This window comes from Sphingomonas sp. CFBP9019 (assembly GCF_034045155.1).
GTDB classification, from domain to species: Bacteria; Pseudomonadota; Alphaproteobacteria; order Sphingomonadales; family Sphingomonadaceae; genus Sphingomonas; species Sphingomonas aerolata.
In genome coordinates this window covers 716,930-732,729 of sequence record NZ_JAXCWK010000002.1, presented here as the reverse complement: position 1 = coordinate 732,729, position 15,800 = coordinate 716,930, and the positions used below count along the sequence as shown (strand labels likewise).

Below are 15,800 nucleotides of genomic sequence, written 5' to 3'. Positions count from 1 at the left end.
AACTCGTCACAGGAAACACGATCCCCTTTCGAAGGGCGACCGCGTTCGATTCATCCCCGTTAATCCCTCGCAACGCACGAAACTTGGGTTGGTTTCCGTCATCCGGCGATTCACACGCAGCCGATCATACCGGCCACCGGAAGGACGATGGTGTCGCGGCCCGGCCGCTCAAGCCGTAGCGTCGCATTGGGCACCATCGCGCCTGACGCCAGATCCTCGCGCGTGACGATCGTCATGTCGAGTGCGACGGTCAGATCTCCACCGCGATAGGTCGTGACCCCGGCAAAGCCGTAGCCACCCGGGCCGGCCTCGTCGACTCGCGCATAATCGACCGGCTTGCCGTCGACCGCCAGACGCAACCGGGCCGAATCGGCGGTCGCCATCGCCACCAGCGCGCGGTCGCCCGTCGACCAGAGATACGCCGCGCATCCCCGTGCGGGCATCGCCTGCTTGCCGATCGGACCGAGCGTCGCGGGAGCCTTGGTGGTGTCGCCGGGCACCGTCTTGGCGGGCGTGGCGGCCTGCACGGCCGCAGCGATAAGCAATAGCATCATCCGCCCGACGCTATCATGAAGAGCCAGGCCGGATAAGCCGCGATCGCCAGCAATGCGCCGAACGGCATCGCGGTCTGCCCGGTCACGGGTTTGCCGCCGACGCGCATCGTCAGCACCGCGCCCAGCCCGACCATGCTGGCGATCAGCAACACGGCGGGCAGCATCTGCCAGCCGAGCCACAGCCCGATCGCACCGAACAGCTTGGGATCGCCGCCGCCCATCCCGTCATGTCCGCGGATCCGGCGATAACCTGCCGCGATCGTCCAGAGCAGGGCGAACCCCGCGACCCCGCCGATCAGACGGTCAAGTCCCCCGGGCGCCAGTCCGGCAACACCGCCCGCCGCACCGCCGAGCGCGAGCAAGAGGGTCAGACGGTCGGGCAGCCAGAAGGCGACGAGGTCGAGCGCGGCGAGTGCCAGCAACAGCCAGCCGAAGACCGCACCCCACAAGGCAGCCTGCCCCGGCGCGACGAGCCCCGCGGCGATACCGATCGCCAGCCCGCACGCCTCGATCCGCCAGTGCAACGGATCGATCTGCGCACCGCAAGACCGACACCGCCCCCGCAGCAGCAGCGCACTGACCAGTGGGACGAGATCGATCGCGGTCAGCGTGCGCCCGCACGCATCGCACGCCGACCGCCCGCGAACGACCGACCGGTCCTGCGGCCAGCGAATCACCAGCGCGGCGATGAAGCTGCCGACGATCGCACCGAGCACGCCCAGCGCCGCCGCGGCGATCGTCGGGCTCGGCACGGGCATGGCGTCGATCATCCGCCGCGCGTGCCGGGCACGTCCCGCGCCGTCAAGCCGGTGCGCGCAACCCGATCCCGGCCAGCGCTGCCGCCGTCAGAGATCCAGCGTGTAATATCGGCTGAACCGCGAGGGCGGATAGGACCCGAACCGCTTACAGCGGACAAAGCCCGCGCGTTCGTACAGCGCGCGCGCCGCGGCATAGGCGGCGTTGCTCCCGGTCTCGAGGCTGATCCGGGTCGCGCCCATGTCTCTGGCATGGCGGGTCGCATGATCGAGCAGCGCCGCCCCGACCCCGCGGCGCACATGATCGGGATGCGTCCGCATCGATTTCAGCTCGCAATGCCCCGCGTCGAGCGACTTCACCGCGACGATCCCGAGCAGCGCCGATTCGTCCCCCGTCCCGTCCCAGGCGGACCACACAACTACCGACGGATCGCGGAGCCCGACGAGGTCGAGGGCAAAGACACAGCCCGGCGGCGAATTGGCGTGCGCGGCGCGCTGGTGCAGCGCGACCAGATCGACGACCGCATCGCGCGTCAGATGGTCGCGCTCTATCCGCATGACGCGATCCGGGTGCGATGCCCCGTCATCACTCAGGGCAGCGCTTCGTCCGCATCGATTCCCCACAGCGCGTCGACGCGCACGAAACCGGCCTGCCCCTTGATGTCCATCTTGCACCAGCCATTGCCGCACTGGCTCAGCCGACCGACGACGCCGGGGGCCGCGCGCCATTGCAGGCGTCCGCTTTCGCTCGGGCGGTCGAGGATCGCGATCGGGGTCGTGCCGCGCACGATCGCGGTGCGCGTGCTGCTCATCAGATTGGCCTGCATCCAGCCTTCGGTGCCGTCCGGATCGGCGATCTTGCGCCATTCCTTGTGGATCGCGATCACGCGCACAGGCAGGTCGGCACGCTGATACAGCCAGCTGGCGGGATAGGCGCGGGCCGGACCGGTCCGCAACCGCGCGCGCCCCGCCGAGATCGAGGCATAATAAGGGAGCTTGCGCACCGGATCCGCGGCGGCGGCAGGCTCGGTGCCCAGCGCCGCCGTGACGAGGGCGGCGAGCCCGAAGGCGAGAATGCGCATGCTGATGTCCTGTTGCCGACGCGGTTCGTGTCCGGCCAAGCTCTATCGCCACCGCGGCGGCGGTTTCAACTGCTAAGCGCGCGCGCCGCCGTTCCACGGATCGCAGCGCGGTTTTGCCGCTCCATCGTTGACGCCGTGGATGACGTTCGCCAAGCCACAGTCATGCCCGATCCACGCCCCGATAGCTGGCCCGACACCCGGCGCTGCCCCAACCCCAAGGTGGTCGTCACGCGCGAACTTGCCGATGCGGTCATGGACCGTATGGCGGCGCTGTTCGACACGACCAACAACCACGGCGATGCCAAGCTCAGCCGCGATCAGCTGGCCGCGGCGATGGCCGATTGCGACGTGCTGGTCCCGACCGTCACCGACGATATCGACGCCGCGCTGATCGCGGGTGCGGGCGATCGCCTTCGCCTGATCGCCAATTATGGCGCGGGCGTGAACCATATCGACCTGAAGGCGGCGCGGGCGCGCGGGATCATCGTCACCAACACGCCGGGGGTGCTGACCGAAGACACTGCGGACATGACGATGGCGCTGATCCTGTCGGTGCCGCGGCGGTTGGCGGAGGGCGAGAAGCTCGTGCGGTCCGGCGCATGGACCGGCTGGAGCCCCGGCGGGATGCTCGGCCACCGGATCGGCGGCAAGGCACTCGGCATCGTCGGGATGGGCCGGATCGGACAGGCGGTCGCGCGCCGCGCCGCCGCATTCGGCCTCTCGATCCACTATCACAATCGCCGCCGCCTGCCCGTCGCACTCGAACAGGCGCTCGGGGCGACGTGGCACGCCTCGCTCGACGACCTGCTCGGCGCGGTCGACATCGTGACGATCCACACCCCGCTCAACGCCGACAGCCGGGACATGATCGACGCGCGGCGGATCGCGCTGATGCGCCCGCACGTCTTCCTCATCAACGCCTCGCGCGGCGGGGTGGTCGACGAGACCGCACTGGTCGACGCGCTCGAGGCGGGCCGGCTCGCCGGTGCCGGGCTCGATGTCTGGCGCCACGAGCCGCAGATCGATCCGCGACTGCTCGCGCTCGATAACGTCGTGATGCTCCCGCACATGGGATCGGCGACGTTCGAGGGGCGGATCGCGACCGGCGAGAAGGTAATCCAGAACATCCGGATGTGGGCCGATGGCCACCGTCCGCCCGATCAGGTGCTCGAAGGCTGGGCCTGACGGCCGCTCCCCGTCCCCTTTCCCGTGCCCGGAACTGATTCCGCAGTGCGGCATTTGTTGGATACCCCCGGAGAGAAAAAGGAGTATCCCATGAAGAAGATTGCTGTTTCCGCGCTGCTGATCGCGTCCGCCGTGTCGATGAGCGCCTGTTCGACGCTCAAGGGCGCAGGCATTGGTGCAGCCGGCGGTGCGGGTGTCGCCGCGGCGACGGGCGGTAGCGTCGAAAAGGGCGCAGCGGTCGGTGGTGCCGGCGGCGCGGTGGTCGGCACGGTCGCCGACTGAAACGTCTGGCGCGCGCGGGCCTGAAGGTCCGCGCGTCGCCCCTCAAGTCACCGTGCGCGGATCCAGCCGGTCCGCTGAACGGTGCCCGTCAGGACCTTCGACCCGAACGCCTTGGCGACGGTCGCGGCATCCGCAATGTTCATCAGGACGATCCGTGTTCCGCCCGACGGCAGCGATTCGATCGCGCTGATCTCGGCCTTGTGCTTGGCGCACATCGCGACGGCCTGGGCCTCGGTGACGCGCACGTTCATCGCACGCGAAATGGGCGCAACATCGGCGCTGGGCGTGGTGGTCATCTGATAATCCCGGCAGGGAGCGGGAGCGCGATACGTCTCTCAGTCGTGGCTTGCCCGAATGAAGCGCCGCAATGCGTCCGGTATGCGCGCTATCCTGCCGATCGGCAACCTCGGCCGCCGCGTCAGACGCGTGTTCCGAGCAGTGCGAGCCCGAAGCCGACGAACACCGCCCCCGTCGCGCGGTCGAAGGCGCGCCGCAATGCCGGTCGCGTCAGATGCCGCGCGAGCGTCCGCCCGCTCATCGCATAGACCGCATACCAGAGGCTTTCGACCACTGCGAAGGTGACGACGAGGATCGCGAACTGCGGGCCCTGCGGCGCGGCGCGGTTGACGAACTGCGGCAGGAAGGCGGCTGCAAACAGCAGCAGCTTGGGATTGCTGATGCCGATCACGAACCCGCCGCGGAACAGCCGTGCGGCGGACATCGTGCGCGGCAGCGTGTCCGCGCCCAGATCGACCGGCCCGCCGGCACCGCGCCACGCCTTGATCCCCAGCACGATCAGATAGGCGACGCCGGCATAACGCAGCGCATCAAACACGCGCGGCCAGGCGGTCAGCAAAGCCGCGACCCCCGCCGCCGATGCCGCGAGGACGAGAACCAGCGCGGTCAGGCACCCCGCCATCGCCGCCAGGCTGCGCCGCGCGCCGAAGGTCATGCTGCGCGTCATGACGTGCAGCATGTTCGGCCCCGGTGTCCCGCACAACAGGATCACCGCGACCAGGAACACCGTCCACGCATGCAGCGTCATGCCTTTGCCCCCCTACCCTGACCGGCTCAGTCGCCGGTCAGGATCCGATCGACGAGCTGCCCGACGCTCGGCACGAACCCGTTGGAATAAAACGGGTCCTTCTTGAAGTTATACGCCGCATGGCCGGCGAACATCAGGTTCTGGTCGATGTCGCCGCCATGCGCAATATCCTGCAGCGTCTTCTGGATGCAGAAGCTGCGCGGGTCGGCGAGCCGCCCCGTCGAGTTGGTCTCGGTGTCCGCCCAGCTCGAGAAGGAGCATTGCGACAGACAGCCCATGCAATCCGCCTGATCCTTGCGGATCATGCCCTTTTCTTCCGGACCGACGAAGACCAGCGTGTTGTCCGGGGTCTTGAGCGCGTCCGTAAAGCCTTCGCCGAACCACTGGCGTGCGCGCAGCAGATCGTTGCGCGTCACCCAGAAATTCTTGCCCTTCACGCCGACGTCGAGCTGGAAGATGTGGTCGCCAGCCTCCTGCGTCGAAAACGCGATCTGGCGCTCGGACCGCGCCTCGAGGCTGCGCAGGAACGGGTTGCGCACCGCCGACGAATAGAAACCGGTCGGCGAGAATTTGTGCAGCAGCACATCGCCTTCCTCGATCTTCGTCAGCGCGTCCTTCCACCCCTGCGGGATCGGGCTTTCGCGCGTCAGCAGCGGGCGGGTGCCGAACTGGAACGCGATCGTGCCGAGCTCGGGATTGTCGATCCAGTCGTTCCAGTCGCGCAGATACCAGACGCCGCCCGCCATCACGATCGGCACGTCGTCCGAAATACCGCCCTCGCGCATTACGTCGCGCAGTTCCTTCACGCGCGGATAGGGATCCTGCGGCTTCAGCGGGTCCTCGGCATTCGACAGGCCGTTATGACCACCGGCGAGCCACGGATCCTCGTACACGACCGCGGCGAGCCACTGTGCCGCCTTCGAATAGGCGCGCTTCCACAGCGCACGGAACGCCCGCCCCGAACTGACGATCGGCAGGTAGCTGACGCCGTAGGACGCGGTGATCTCGCTGAGCTTGTAGGGCATGCCCGCGCCACAGGTGACGCCCGCCACCTTGCCGCGCGTCCGCTCGAGCACGCCGTGCAGGATCCGCTGCGCGCCGCCCATTTCCCACAGCACGTTAATGTTGATCGCGCCCTTGCCGTCGGCGATCTCATAGGCGCGCTCGACCTGCTGGACCGCACCGTCGATCGCATATTGGACGAGCTCCTCATGCCGGTCACGCCGCGTCAGCGCGGCATAGACCTGCGGGATGATCTTGCCCTCTGGATCGTAACTATCGGCATTCACGGCAGAAACCGTGCCGATGCCACCCGCGGCGGCCCAGGCTCCGGCCGACGCATGGTTGGTCGCCGCGACTCCCTTGCCGCCTTCCACCAGCGGCCACACTTCGCGACCGTTATAGACGATAGGCTTCAGGCCCTTGAACACGACGTCACCTCTCCCGGAAAATACGGCCCCCTATATCGCAAGGACGCAGCGTGCGAGCAAATTAAGACCTAGGTTAGCGCGCCGGGTCTGCCGAGCGCCTCTTCGTACAGCGCACGGTAGCGCGCGATCATCACCGATTCGTCGAATTCGGCCCGCGCGCGCCGCTGATTCGCCGCCCCGATCGACGCGCGCAGCGCGGGATCCGCGACCAGCGCCTGCAACGCATCGCGCAGCCGCACCTCGCTCGGCGCCTCGGTGATGAACGGCAGGTTTTCGGGCGCGACCATCCGCGCGACGTCGCCGACCGGATAGCTCGCGATCGGCAGGCCGGCGGCCATCGCCTCGACCACCGAAATCGGAAACTGCTCGCTGCGCGACGACAGAGCGAGGATGTCGAAATGCCCGATATAACGATAGGGCCGATCGAGAAATCCCGGCAGGACGAGCGTGTCGGCCATCCCCATCGCGGCGGCCGCCTGCGCGATCCGCGCGCGTTCGGGTCCTTCGCCGACGATCACCAGCCGCACCCGCCCCGACACGCCGCCGACCGCACGCACCAGTGCGGTGAGGTCCTTCACCTCGCGCAGACCCGCCAGCGCGCCGATGACGACCTCCTTCGCCTTCGGCACGAACCCCGGGATCGCCTTGGGTTCGGGCTTCTGCGCATAATAGGCGGTGCCGATGCCGTTCACGATCCGGTGCACCCGCTCGCGCGGCTGTTTCCAGGTCTTCAGCGCGATCGCCTCGAGTACCTCGGACGGGACCGCCAGCGCATGTGCCGCACCCAGCGCGAGCCGACGATAGATGTTGCGCTCGATCTTCAGCCCGCCCGCCTCGTCGGCATTGAACCCGTCCTCGTGGTGGACCAGCGGCGGTGCGCCCTTGCCGAACGCGCGGCGCGCCATCGCCCCGTCGATCGCCCCCCAGTTATAGCTCAGCACCAGGTCGAACCGCCGCATATATTGCGCGATCGCCTCGTAGCGCGCGACCGACGGCTTGCCCGTCAGCGGCGGCGGGTTCTGCGCGATCTCGTAGCGGATCCCCTTGGCGATCGACGCCTGCGCGCCCAGCGCATCGGGCACGCCCGACACGATGGTATGCTTGGCGCGATCGCCGAACGCATTCATCAACCGCACCGCCCGCGCCTCCTTCCCGCCGAGGTCGAACGAGGAGTGGAGATGCAGGATGTTGACGGGTGCGGCCATGCCCGACGCGATGCCGATTTCCCGCCGGGGTTTCAAGGGAGCAGGCGCGCTGGATTGCTGTCAGCTTCCGCCCACTTGCGGACACTAGAAGCATAATTTCATGCCGTGCTATGATGCCGACAACGGAGGGGGGCGGACGGTGAAAACACTGGATGACTTGATCAAATGGGCGAACGAGCAGCGCAAAGAATCTCTGCGACAGGTCGATCTCTTCAGTAACGGCGGAGTGAAGGCACAGCTTGTCATGCCGGATGGCACTACGCAGGATATTACTGCCGGGGTGCTTTCGCATCAGAAAGCGAACGTAGATGCTTTCACCAGTCTTGTGTCAGCCTTGGAGAGGTAAGGTCCGCTCCCCACCAAAATACGCCACGAACCGCATCAGGCGGGCGGGTCGAACGCAGTCTTCGCGATGTGGGTGATCCGGCACGCCAGGTCCGCCTCGCCGCTCGCCACCACGTAGAAGTCGCCCGCGTCCGCAATGCCCGTCGTGAAGACGACATTGTCGACGTACATCTGGTCCTTGAGCGGTTCGGTCAGCGCGGGGTTCGCCTCGAGCAGCGGCGCGTGCTGGGTCGCGATCGTGATCGACGGGTCGCCCTTGTCGAGGATCGACCAATATGTGCGGTAGATGCCGACCACGCCCGACGGCTCGACGCCGTGCCACAGGCTCAGCCAGCCGCGATCGGTCAGGATCGGTGGTGTCCCGCCGCCCATCCGCGCGGTCGAGACCGTGGCGGCGTGAGGGCGGATGCCGGGCTTGTCATGCGGCTTCCAGTGGAGCGCATCGGGCGAGCGCGACAGGTTGATCGACGGCCCGGCGCGCCATTCGCTGCCCGGCGGATAGGCGAAGTACAGATCGCCGAGCGGCCGCGTCTGCGCCCAATATTGCCCGCCGATCAGCCCTTCGAAGATCAGCATGTCCTTGTTCTGGTGATCGAGCACGATCCCCTCGAGCTGCCAGTCGAGCGCATCGGCGGACGAATAAAGCGTGGTCGAATGCCGTTCCGGGCTGACCGAACAGGTCGTCATCAGATAACGGTCGCCGACCTTCGAGATTCGGGCATCCTCGACGCCGTAGCATTGGTAGGGTGTGCGCGGCGCGATCGCCTTGTCGTAATGGACCGCGACGACCGAACGGCCCTCGGCATCGAGCTCGACCGGCAGGAGCCAGGACAGCGAGGTCAGCGCCATCACCTTCCATCCGCCGCCGGGGATCAGGAATTTGCGTGGATCCTTGGTGTCGACCATCTGCAACGGCCACGCATCGCGCAGATAGGCGCCGTCCTGCCAGCGGATCGCATGGACGTTGCCGCCCTTGACCGGCTCGCGCAACGCCTCCGCCACGCGCACCATCAGCAGCAGATTGCCGTTCGCCAGCCGCGTCATCCCCGGATTGAACGCGCCGAGCACATAGGTCTCGGCCCCGACCTTGCCCGCCAGCGGCGAGCGCGACAGGTCGATGTCGGCGGGAGTGAAGACGAGCTGATCGAACATGCAATTCTCCTAAAATTCTGGTTGTTCGGCCGCCCCGCACCATGCCCGTTCGCCCTGAGCGAAGTCGAAGGGCATGCCCCGGGCGGAGGTGCTTCGACTTCGTTCAGCACGAACGGGACGGATGAGCGGTGTCGCTATTCCCCCTCCAGCGCGCGGGGCACGATCACGAGTTGCTGGATCACCGTCCGCGTCGGCTGCGTCAGCAGGAACTCGACGCCGGCGGCGATGTCCTCGCCGCGCAGCATCTGCTCCGCTGCGATCATTTCCCGCTGCTTCTCGTCGGGCACGTCGGGATATTGCATGTTGGAGCCGACCTTGCCCGGCTCGATCAGCGACACCCGGATCCCCTTGGGCCCCAGCTCGCGACGCAGCGCCTCGGCGAAACCGGCGATACCCGACTTGATGCCCGCATAGACGGTCGAGCTCGGCCCGAGGATATGCGCGCTGAGCGAACCGATCAGGACCAGATCGCCGATCGGCGTCATCCGGTGCGCGGCGTGATGCGCGCTGAGCAGATAGGCGGTGAAATTGACCGCGATCGCGTAGCGCAGCGCGTCTTCGTCCATCTGCGTCAGCCCGCCCGCGGCGATCGAGGCGTTGACGACGGTGATGTCGAACCCGCCCAGATACGCCTCGCCGGCATCGAAAAAGGCGCGGACCTTGTCCGGATCGGCAAGCTCGGTGACCATCCCGTCGCCTTCGCCAACCTCGCGGATGCAAACGAGCGCGTCCTCGAGATGACCCGCATCGTGACCGCAGATATAGACTTTGGCGCCCCCCGCCGCGAGCAGCACCGCGATCGCCCGGCCGATGCCCGTCGTCCCTCCCGTGATGATCGCGCGTCGACCCTCGAGGGAGCGATGATTCACATGAAGGTCGGCAGGTGCGGTCATAAGCTGTTCCGGTCATCGAGCAGGCGGGACGAGGCGTCGCTGCGACGCCCCGTCCCCGTCCCCTAGGCGCGGACAGCATCCCCCTCAAGCACCTGCGCCAGCAGCTCGTCGATCGGCGCCTGGACGATCGGCTCGCTCAGCGTCGGGGCATGACCGACCCCGGGCACGGTGACGAGCGTCGCGCGGTCGAGCGATGCGACCATCCTGTCCGCGATCGCGGCGGACAACAGGTCGGACCGGCCACCGCGCACGATCAGCGTCGGGATCTCGCGCAGGCCCGCCAGCGCCTGCCACATGTCCGGTCCGGCCTCGCTGCCCGGCACGCGGAACGGTTCGGCGATCTTCAGGTCGTAATCGAGCACGATCCGGCCCGAGCTGTTCAGCCGGTAAATGCGCTTGGCCATCGCCAGCCAGTCCTCGATCGTCCAGTCCGGATAGACGTCGGCATTGCTCTCCGACACGCAGCGCGCGGCATGCATCCAGGTCGGAAAGACGCTCGCCTTGCCGACATAGCCGCGGATCCGCGACAGGCCCTGCGCGTCGATCTCGGGCCCGACATCGTTGAGCAAAGCGGCTGCGATTCGCCCGCGCGCCGGCCCCGCCATCAGCATCGTGACGATCCCGCCGAGCGACGTCCCGAACGCGACGAACCGGTCGATGCCGTGCTCGGCCAGCAACGCCTCGACATCCTGCACATAGGTCAGCGGGACATAGGACATCGGATCCTTGGCATAGGCACTCTCGCCGCGTCCGCGGAGATCGATCGCGATCAGCCGCCAGCGCCCCGCGAGCCGCGCCGCGAGCGCATCGAAATCGCGCGCGTTACGCGTCAGCCCCGGCAGGCACATGATCGGCGGACGGCCATCGCCGCCGCCCGGATAGTCGCGCGCATGCAGCCGCAGCCCGTCCCTGGACCACCAATAGAGGTTTTCGTAAGCGGCCATGGTTGCGTCCTTCGGGTAGCGGCCACCATATCGCCGCATGCCCATCGACCCGCAAGCCTTCCCCGCCTATCGCCCCGAAACCACGTTGCTCGACCTCGGCGACCCGTTCTTCGATCCGGTCGCGGCGGCCGATTTCCCCCGCACCCAGCTCCGCTTCCGCAACGATCGCGCCGCCGCACAGGTCGGTCTGGCGACGCTCGACGACGACGAATGGACCCGCCATTTCGGCCGGTTCGCGCCGTTGCCGGGCACGCTGCCCGGCCCGCTTGCCTTGCGCTATCACGGTCATCAGTTCCGCAACTATAATCCCGATCTGGGCGACGGGCGCGGCTTCACCTTTGCCCAGATGCGCGACGATCGCGGCCGCCTGATGGATCTCGGCACCAAGGGGTCGGGGCAGACGCCGTGGAGCCGCGCGGGCGATGGTCGGCTCACGCTGAAAGGTGGCGTACGCGAGATCCTCGCGACCGAGATGCTCGAGGCGCTGAACGTCCCGACCTCGCGCACGCTGTCGCTGATCGAAACCGGCGAGGACCTGCAGCGCGGCGACGAGCCGAGCCCAACCCGCTCCGCGGCCATGGTCCGGCTTAGCCACAGCCATGTCCGGATCGGCACGTTCCAGCGCCTCGCCTATCATCGCGACGACGACGCCCTGCGCCGGCTGGTCGGCTATACATTGCGCAACCTGTTCGACGAGGACGGGAACGGGGAAGGCGACGATCCGGTTCGCCTCCTCGCGCTCGTGGTCGCGCGGACCGCCCGACTCGCGGCGCGCTACATGGCGGCGGGCTTCGTCCACGGCGTGCTCAATTCGGACAACATCAACGTTACCGGCGAAAGCTTCGACTATGGCCCGTGGCGGTTCGCGCCGACCTGGGACCCGGGCTTCACCGCCGCCTATTTCGATCATCAGGGGCTGTATGCCTTCGGTCGCCAGCCCGAGGCGATCCACTGGGACGTGATGCAGCTCGCGGTATCGCTGCGCACGATCGCCGAGAGCGATCCGCTGATCGCCGCGCTCGACGGTTTCGGCCCCGCCTATCAGGCTGAAGTGGGCGCGGCGATCCTGTGGCGGCTGGGCGTCCGCCCGCGCGATCCGGACAGCGACCGCGCGCTCGTCCAGGCGACCGGACGCGCGCTGCGGACCAGCGGGGCGGGTATCGACCGGTTCTTCTTCGATGTGTTCGGCGGCGAGCTTCCCGCAAGCTACGGCCCCGACTGGGACGAGGTCCGCGCCGCGCTTGGCGGCTATGCCGCGCGCAAGGATCGCAGCCATCCCTATTGGTCGGGCACGCCGTGCAGCCTGCTGATCGACGAGGTGGAATCGATCTGGGCGCCGATCGCCGACGCCGACGACTGGAGCCGTCTTACCGCGAAGGTCGCGGCGATCCGGGCGATGGGCGAGGCGCTCGCCTGAACGCGGGTGCCGCGGCCGACGGTGCGGCGGATGGTGGAAACTCTTCTAAAATTGGGGCAAGAGCCCGATATGGCCGATGAGATCCTCTCCTATGAACCCGCAACCGGTACGCTGTTGTGGCGTCACCCGATCGGGGATGTCGATACCGAAGTGGCGACCGCGCGGTCGGGCTGGGCCGGCTGGGCGTCCAAGCCGCTCGCGTTCCGGATCGAGACGATGCGCCGGTTCGCCAATGTCGTCCGCCAGCGCAACGACGCGTTCACCGACCTGATCGCGCGCGAGACGGGCAAGCCGATCTGGGAAGCGCGCGGCGAGGTCGAGACGGTGATCGCCAAGGTCGACATCTCGGTCAGCGCCTATGCCGAACGCACTGCGCAGCGCCGGATGGAGGCGCCGATGAACAGCCGCGTCGCGCTGCGCCACAAGCCGCACGGCGTGCTCGCGGTGCTCGGCCCCTATAATTTCCCGGCACACCTGCCCAACGGCCACATCGTCCCCGCCTTGATCGCCGGCAACGCGGTCGTCTTCAAGCCGTCCGAAAAGACCCCCGCATCGGGCGCGTTCCTCGTCGAGTGCTACCGCGCCGCCGGGGTGCCCGAGGATTGCATCCGGCTGCTCGTCGGCGGCCCCGCGGAGGGCAAGGCGCTGGCTGCGCATCCCGATATCGACGGCCTGCTCTTCACCGGTTCGGCCCAGACCGGCCTCGCGCTCAACCGCGCCTTTGCCGAGAAGCCCGAGAAGATCCTGGCGCTCGAAATGGGCGGCAACAACCCGATCATGGTCTGGGACACGCCGGACCTGCACACGGCGGCGGTGCTCGTCGTCCAGTCCGCCTTCACGACCGCCGGCCAGCGCTGCACCGCTGCGCGCCGGCTGATCGTCCAGGAACGGCTCGCCCAGCCGCTGCTCGACACGATCGAGCGGATGATCGCGCGGATCATCGTCGACGAGCCACATGCGAACCCGGCGCCGTTCATGGGCCCGGTGATCGACAACCAGGCGGCGGACCAGCTGACCGAGAGCTTTCTCGAGCTGCTGATGCGCGGCGGCCGGCCGATCCGGCATCTCGAACGCCCGGTCGATACGCTGCCCTTCCTTCGCCCGGCGATGATCGACGTCACCGACATGGCGGAGCGCCCCGATCTCGAGCTGTTCGGACCGATCCTGCAGGTCTTCCGCACCGATGATTTCGACGCCGCGATCGCAGAGGCGAACAACACCCGCTACGGCCTGTCCGCCGCGCTGATCAGTCAGACGCCCGCGCTCTACGACCGGTTCTGGGCCAATATCCGCGCCGGGATCGTCAACTGGAACAAGCCCACCAACGGCGCCTCGTCGGGCGCGCCGTTCGGCGGCGTCGGCTGGTCGGGCAACCACCGCCCCAGCGCCTATTACGCCGCCGACTATTGCGCCTATCCGGTCGTCAGCAGCGAATCCGAAAGCGCGCGCGCCAGCATCGGTATCGGCTTGCGCGACGGCTGAGGCGGGTAGCGGCCCCCAAAGCTGCACTGAAATCCTCCCCCGTCAGGGGGAGGATCATGGGGGTTACTTCGCCCCGCCCAACCAGTCGTCGATCTTCTTCTCCAGGACCGGCATCGGCAGTGCGCCCGTATCGAGCACCTGCGCATGGAAGGCGCGCGGATCGAACGCGGCACCCTGCGCCGCCTGCGTCTTGGCCTTCATCCTGAGGATCGTCAGCTGGCCGATCTTGTACGCCAGCGCCTGCCCGGGAATCGAGATGTAGCGCTCGACCTCGGCGGTCGCGTCGGTCCGTCCCATCGGCGAATTGGCGAGCATGTAGGCGATCGCCTGGTCGCGGCTCCATCCCTTGGCGTGGATGCCGGTATCGACGACCAGCCGCATCGCGCGCAGCATCTCGTCGTTCAAACCACCCATCCGCTGATACGGGTCGCTTTCGACGCCCAGCTCCTTCCACAAGGTCTCGGCATAGAGCGCCCAGCCCTCGACATAGGCGGTGTTGCCGCCGAACCGGATGAACGCGGGGAGCGCGACATTCTCCTGCGCGAGGCTGATCTGGTAATGATGCCCCGGCACCGCCTCGTGCAGGTAGAGCGTCTCCATCCCCCACAGATACCGCGTCGGCAGGTCATAGGTGTTGTAGTAGAAGATCCCCGGCCGCGTGCCGTCGGGCGTCCCCTGCTGATACGACCCCGCCGCATCGGTCTTCGCGCGGAAATCGGGCACTGCACGGATCTCGAGCGGACTTTTGGGCACCAGCGAGAATTGTGTCGCGATCCGCGCGTTGACCCGCTTGCCGATCGCCTCATAGCCCTCGCGCACCGCCGCCGCCGACTTGGGCTGGAAGCGCGGATCGGTGCGCAGATGGTCGAAGAACGCGGCCAGCGTGCCCTTGAACCCGACCGCAGCTTTCTGCGCCTCCATCGCCTGCGTGATCCGCGCGACCTCCGACAGGCCGAGCTGATGCACCGCCTCGGGCTCGAGCGGCAGCGTCGTGCTGTCCTCGATCCGCTGGGCATAGAGCGCGGCACCGCCCGGCAGCGCCGACAGCCCGACCGTGTCGCGCGCCTTGGCGAGATATTCGTTGGCGAGGAAATCGCGCATCCGGACATGCGCGGGATTGATCACCTCGCGCACCTGCTTGGCATAGGCCGCGGTCAGGCGCGTGCGGTCGGCCGCCGGGATTGACGCGGGGAACATCGTCACCGGCGCGTAGAAGGTCGATTTCTCGACACCCTCGGCGATCAGATTGTCGAACTGGCCGATCATGTTGCGCACGACCAGCTTGGGCTGGGCCACGCCCTTCGCCATCCCCTCGCGGAACCGCGCGATGGCCCGGTCATAGACCGCGGCATAGCCCGCATTACGCCGCAGATTGTTCTCGTAATCCGCGATCGTCTTGAACGGCGCGCCGCCCTTGCCCGACGCGAAATCAGGATAGAAGGTCTGGAAACCGCCGAAATGGCTGAGCGGCAGCAGCCGGTCGATCGCGACCAGGTTCGGCGCGAACCCGCGCAGCGCGACCTCGCGGCCGTTGCGGAACACGTCATAGGCGATCTGGTCGACCCGCGTCAGCTTCGCCCGATCGATCGCGGCGATCGCAGCCAAGTCCTGCTCGACATTGCGCTTGTCCTGCGCGGTGCGCGCATCGGTCAGATATTCGCCGAAGCGATCGGCATAGCGCATATCACCGCGGAAGATCGCCTGCAGCGGATCGTTCTTCAGATCACGCTCGTCGCTGGCATAAAAAAGCTGCTTGAGCTTCGCATCCTCGGGGCCGTCACCGGCGATCGGCGCGGGCGGCGGCAGCGCCTGGCTCGACACCGGCACCGCGCCGATGAAGGTGGTCGCCAGCAACATGGCGGCAAGGCAGGTCAGGCGCATTATCGAAGTTCCCCATCGCGTCCGGGTTACCCGGTTCGTCGCGCCTTCCTATCGCGCGGATTCCGTTGCCACCAGCCCGTGACCGGGGCCTGCGAACGTTTCCGGCGTTGGCACCCGCGCCGCGTGGGAAAGCAGGACTAGCCCCGGG

17 protein-coding genes are annotated in these 15,800 nt (G+C 67.6%); 5 read left to right on the top strand and 12 right to left on the bottom strand.

Features of this window, described 5'->3' with window-relative positions; all coding sequences use genetic code 11:
• Positions 1-110: 110 nt before the first annotated feature.
• The 4 genes from SOM18_RS07510 to SOM18_RS07495 all read right to left on the bottom strand — a co-directional run bounded on the left by SOM18_RS07510 (position 111) and on the right by SOM18_RS07495 (position 2,391).
• The gene (locus SOM18_RS07510; RefSeq protein WP_052380969.1) at positions 111-554 is read right to left on the bottom strand and encodes a hypothetical protein; all 444 of its coding nucleotides are present in this window, start codon (positions 552-554) and stop codon (positions 111-113) included.
• Complete coding sequence (locus SOM18_RS07505; protein WP_235188413.1) at positions 551-1,324, bottom strand: prepilin peptidase; 774 nt, start codon at positions 1,322-1,324, stop codon at positions 551-553. Before SOM18_RS07505 ends, SOM18_RS07510 begins: the two co-directional genes overlap by 4 nt.
• 75 nt (positions 1,325-1,399) lie before the next feature.
• A complete protein-coding gene (locus SOM18_RS07500) occupies positions 1,400-1,867 on the bottom strand; it encodes a GNAT family N-acetyltransferase (protein WP_031441350.1) in 468 nt (155 codons plus the stop codon).
• Between the two features lie 32 nt (positions 1,868-1,899).
• Complete coding sequence (locus SOM18_RS07495) at positions 1,900-2,391, bottom strand: SH3 domain-containing protein (protein WP_183936260.1); 492 nt, start codon at positions 2,389-2,391, stop codon at positions 1,900-1,902.
• Between the two features lie 162 nt (positions 2,392-2,553).
• On the opposite strand from SOM18_RS07495, the gene SOM18_RS07490 reads away from it, so the two are divergent.
• Both SOM18_RS07490 and SOM18_RS07485 read left to right on the top strand, forming a co-directional pair.
• The gene (locus SOM18_RS07490; RefSeq protein WP_031441352.1) at positions 2,554-3,576 is read left to right on the top strand and encodes a 2-hydroxyacid dehydrogenase; all 1,023 of its coding nucleotides are present in this window, start codon (positions 2,554-2,556) and stop codon (positions 3,574-3,576) included.
• Between the two features lie 90 nt (positions 3,577-3,666).
• Positions 3,667-3,858: a hypothetical protein gene (locus SOM18_RS07485; protein ID WP_031395371.1), complete on the top strand. Its 192-nt coding sequence runs from the start codon at positions 3,667-3,669 to the stop codon at positions 3,856-3,858.
• Positions 3,859-3,905: 47 nt separating this feature from the next.
• Here SOM18_RS07485 and SOM18_RS07480 read toward each other — a convergent pair whose 3' ends face one another.
• The 4 genes from SOM18_RS07480 to SOM18_RS07465 form a co-directional block, all read right to left on the bottom strand.
• On the bottom strand, positions 3,906-4,154 hold the full coding sequence (locus SOM18_RS07480) for a hypothetical protein (RefSeq protein WP_197975206.1): 249 nt from the start codon (positions 4,152-4,154) through the stop codon (positions 3,906-3,908).
• A gap of 122 nt (positions 4,155-4,276) precedes the next feature.
• Complete coding sequence (locus SOM18_RS07475; RefSeq protein ID WP_031441353.1) at positions 4,277-4,903, bottom strand: LysE family translocator; 627 nt, start codon at positions 4,901-4,903, stop codon at positions 4,277-4,279.
• Between the two features lie 26 nt (positions 4,904-4,929).
• A complete protein-coding gene (locus tag SOM18_RS07470; protein WP_031441354.1) occupies positions 4,930-6,333 on the bottom strand; it encodes an NAD(P)H-dependent flavin oxidoreductase in 1,404 nt (467 codons plus the stop codon).
• Between the two features lie 68 nt (positions 6,334-6,401).
• Complete coding sequence (locus SOM18_RS07465; RefSeq protein WP_031441355.1) at positions 6,402-7,538, bottom strand: glycosyltransferase family 4 protein; 1,137 nt, start codon at positions 7,536-7,538, stop codon at positions 6,402-6,404.
• A 100-nt stretch (positions 7,539-7,638) separates the two neighbouring features.
• Between SOM18_RS07465 and SOM18_RS07460 the strand changes: the two genes are divergently transcribed.
• Positions 7,639-7,884 (top strand): hypothetical protein, encoded by a 246-nt coding sequence (locus SOM18_RS07460; RefSeq protein WP_031441356.1) that lies wholly within the window; start codon positions 7,639-7,641, stop codon positions 7,882-7,884.
• Positions 7,885-7,919: 35 nt separating this feature from the next.
• Here the strand turns inward: SOM18_RS07460 and SOM18_RS07455 are convergent, their stop codons facing one another.
• The 3 genes from SOM18_RS07455 to SOM18_RS07445 form a co-directional block, all read right to left on the bottom strand.
• Positions 7,920-9,035 carry a glycosidase gene (locus SOM18_RS07455; protein ID WP_320481496.1) on the bottom strand — a complete coding sequence of 372 codons (1,116 nt, stop codon included), beginning with the start codon at positions 9,033-9,035 and terminating at the stop codon, positions 7,920-7,922.
• 134 nt (positions 9,036-9,169) lie between these two features.
• Complete coding sequence (locus SOM18_RS07450) at positions 9,170-9,928, bottom strand: SDR family oxidoreductase (protein ID WP_031441358.1); 759 nt, start codon at positions 9,926-9,928, stop codon at positions 9,170-9,172.
• 62 nt (positions 9,929-9,990) lie between these two features.
• Positions 9,991-10,872: an alpha/beta fold hydrolase gene (locus SOM18_RS07445; RefSeq protein ID WP_031441359.1), complete on the bottom strand. Its 882-nt coding sequence runs from the start codon at positions 10,870-10,872 to the stop codon at positions 9,991-9,993.
• Positions 10,873-10,909: 37 nt separating this feature from the next.
• On the opposite strand from SOM18_RS07445, the gene SOM18_RS07440 reads away from it, so the two are divergent.
• Entirely contained in the window at positions 10,910-12,289 is a 1,380-nt protein-coding gene (locus tag SOM18_RS07440; RefSeq protein ID WP_320481495.1) for a protein adenylyltransferase SelO, read from the top strand.
• A gap of 69 nt (positions 12,290-12,358) precedes the next feature.
• The gene (gene astD / locus SOM18_RS07435; protein WP_031441361.1) at positions 12,359-13,771 is read left to right on the top strand and encodes a succinylglutamate-semialdehyde dehydrogenase; all 1,413 of its coding nucleotides are present in this window, start codon (positions 12,359-12,361) and stop codon (positions 13,769-13,771) included.
• Between the two features lie 63 nt (positions 13,772-13,834).
• Here astD and SOM18_RS07430 read toward each other — a convergent pair whose 3' ends face one another.
• Positions 13,835-15,652, bottom strand: coding sequence for a DUF885 domain-containing protein (locus tag SOM18_RS07430; RefSeq protein WP_320481494.1), 1,818 nt, complete (start codon positions 15,650-15,652; stop codon positions 13,835-13,837).
• Positions 15,653-15,800: the final 148 nt, after the last annotated feature.

Coding starts and splice junctions, on each gene's coding strand:
- SOM18_RS07510 (WP_052380969.1), bottom strand. CDS start 554: ATGATGCTATTGCTTATCGCTGCGGCCGTGCAGGCCGCCACGCCCGCC.
- SOM18_RS07505 (WP_235188413.1), bottom strand. CDS start 1,324: ATGATCGACGCCATGCCCGTGCCGAGCCCGACGATCGCCGCGGCGGCG.
- SOM18_RS07500 (WP_031441350.1), bottom strand. CDS start 1,867: ATGCGGATAGAGCGCGACCATCTGACGCGCGATGCGGTCGTCGATCTG.
- SOM18_RS07495 (WP_183936260.1), bottom strand. CDS start 2,391: ATGCGCATTCTCGCCTTCGGGCTCGCCGCCCTCGTCACGGCGGCGCTG.
- SOM18_RS07490 (WP_031441352.1), top strand. CDS start 2,554: ATGCCCGATCCACGCCCCGATAGCTGGCCCGACACCCGGCGCTGCCCC.
- SOM18_RS07485 (WP_031395371.1), top strand. CDS start 3,667: ATGAAGAAGATTGCTGTTTCCGCGCTGCTGATCGCGTCCGCCGTGTCG.
- SOM18_RS07480 (WP_197975206.1), bottom strand. CDS start 4,154: ATGACCACCACGCCCAGCGCCGATGTTGCGCCCATTTCGCGTGCGATG.
- SOM18_RS07475 (WP_031441353.1), bottom strand. CDS start 4,903: ATGACGCTGCATGCGTGGACGGTGTTCCTGGTCGCGGTGATCCTGTTG.
- SOM18_RS07465 (WP_031441355.1), bottom strand. CDS start 7,538: ATGGCCGCACCCGTCAACATCCTGCATCTCCACTCCTCGTTCGACCTC.
- SOM18_RS07460 (WP_031441356.1), top strand. CDS start 7,639: ATGCCGTGCTATGATGCCGACAACGGAGGGGGGCGGACGGTGAAAACA.
- SOM18_RS07455 (WP_320481496.1), bottom strand. CDS start 9,035: ATGTTCGATCAGCTCGTCTTCACTCCCGCCGACATCGACCTGTCGCGC.
- SOM18_RS07450 (WP_031441358.1), bottom strand. CDS start 9,928: ATGACCGCACCTGCCGACCTTCATGTGAATCATCGCTCCCTCGAGGGT.
- SOM18_RS07445 (WP_031441359.1), bottom strand. CDS start 10,872: ATGGCCGCTTACGAAAACCTCTATTGGTGGTCCAGGGACGGGCTGCGG.
- SOM18_RS07440 (WP_320481495.1), top strand. CDS start 10,910: ATGCCCATCGACCCGCAAGCCTTCCCCGCCTATCGCCCCGAAACCACG.
- astD (WP_031441361.1), top strand. CDS start 12,359: ATGGCCGATGAGATCCTCTCCTATGAACCCGCAACCGGTACGCTGTTG.
- SOM18_RS07430 (WP_320481494.1), bottom strand. CDS start 15,652: ATGCGCCTGACCTGCCTTGCCGCCATGTTGCTGGCGACCACCTTCATC.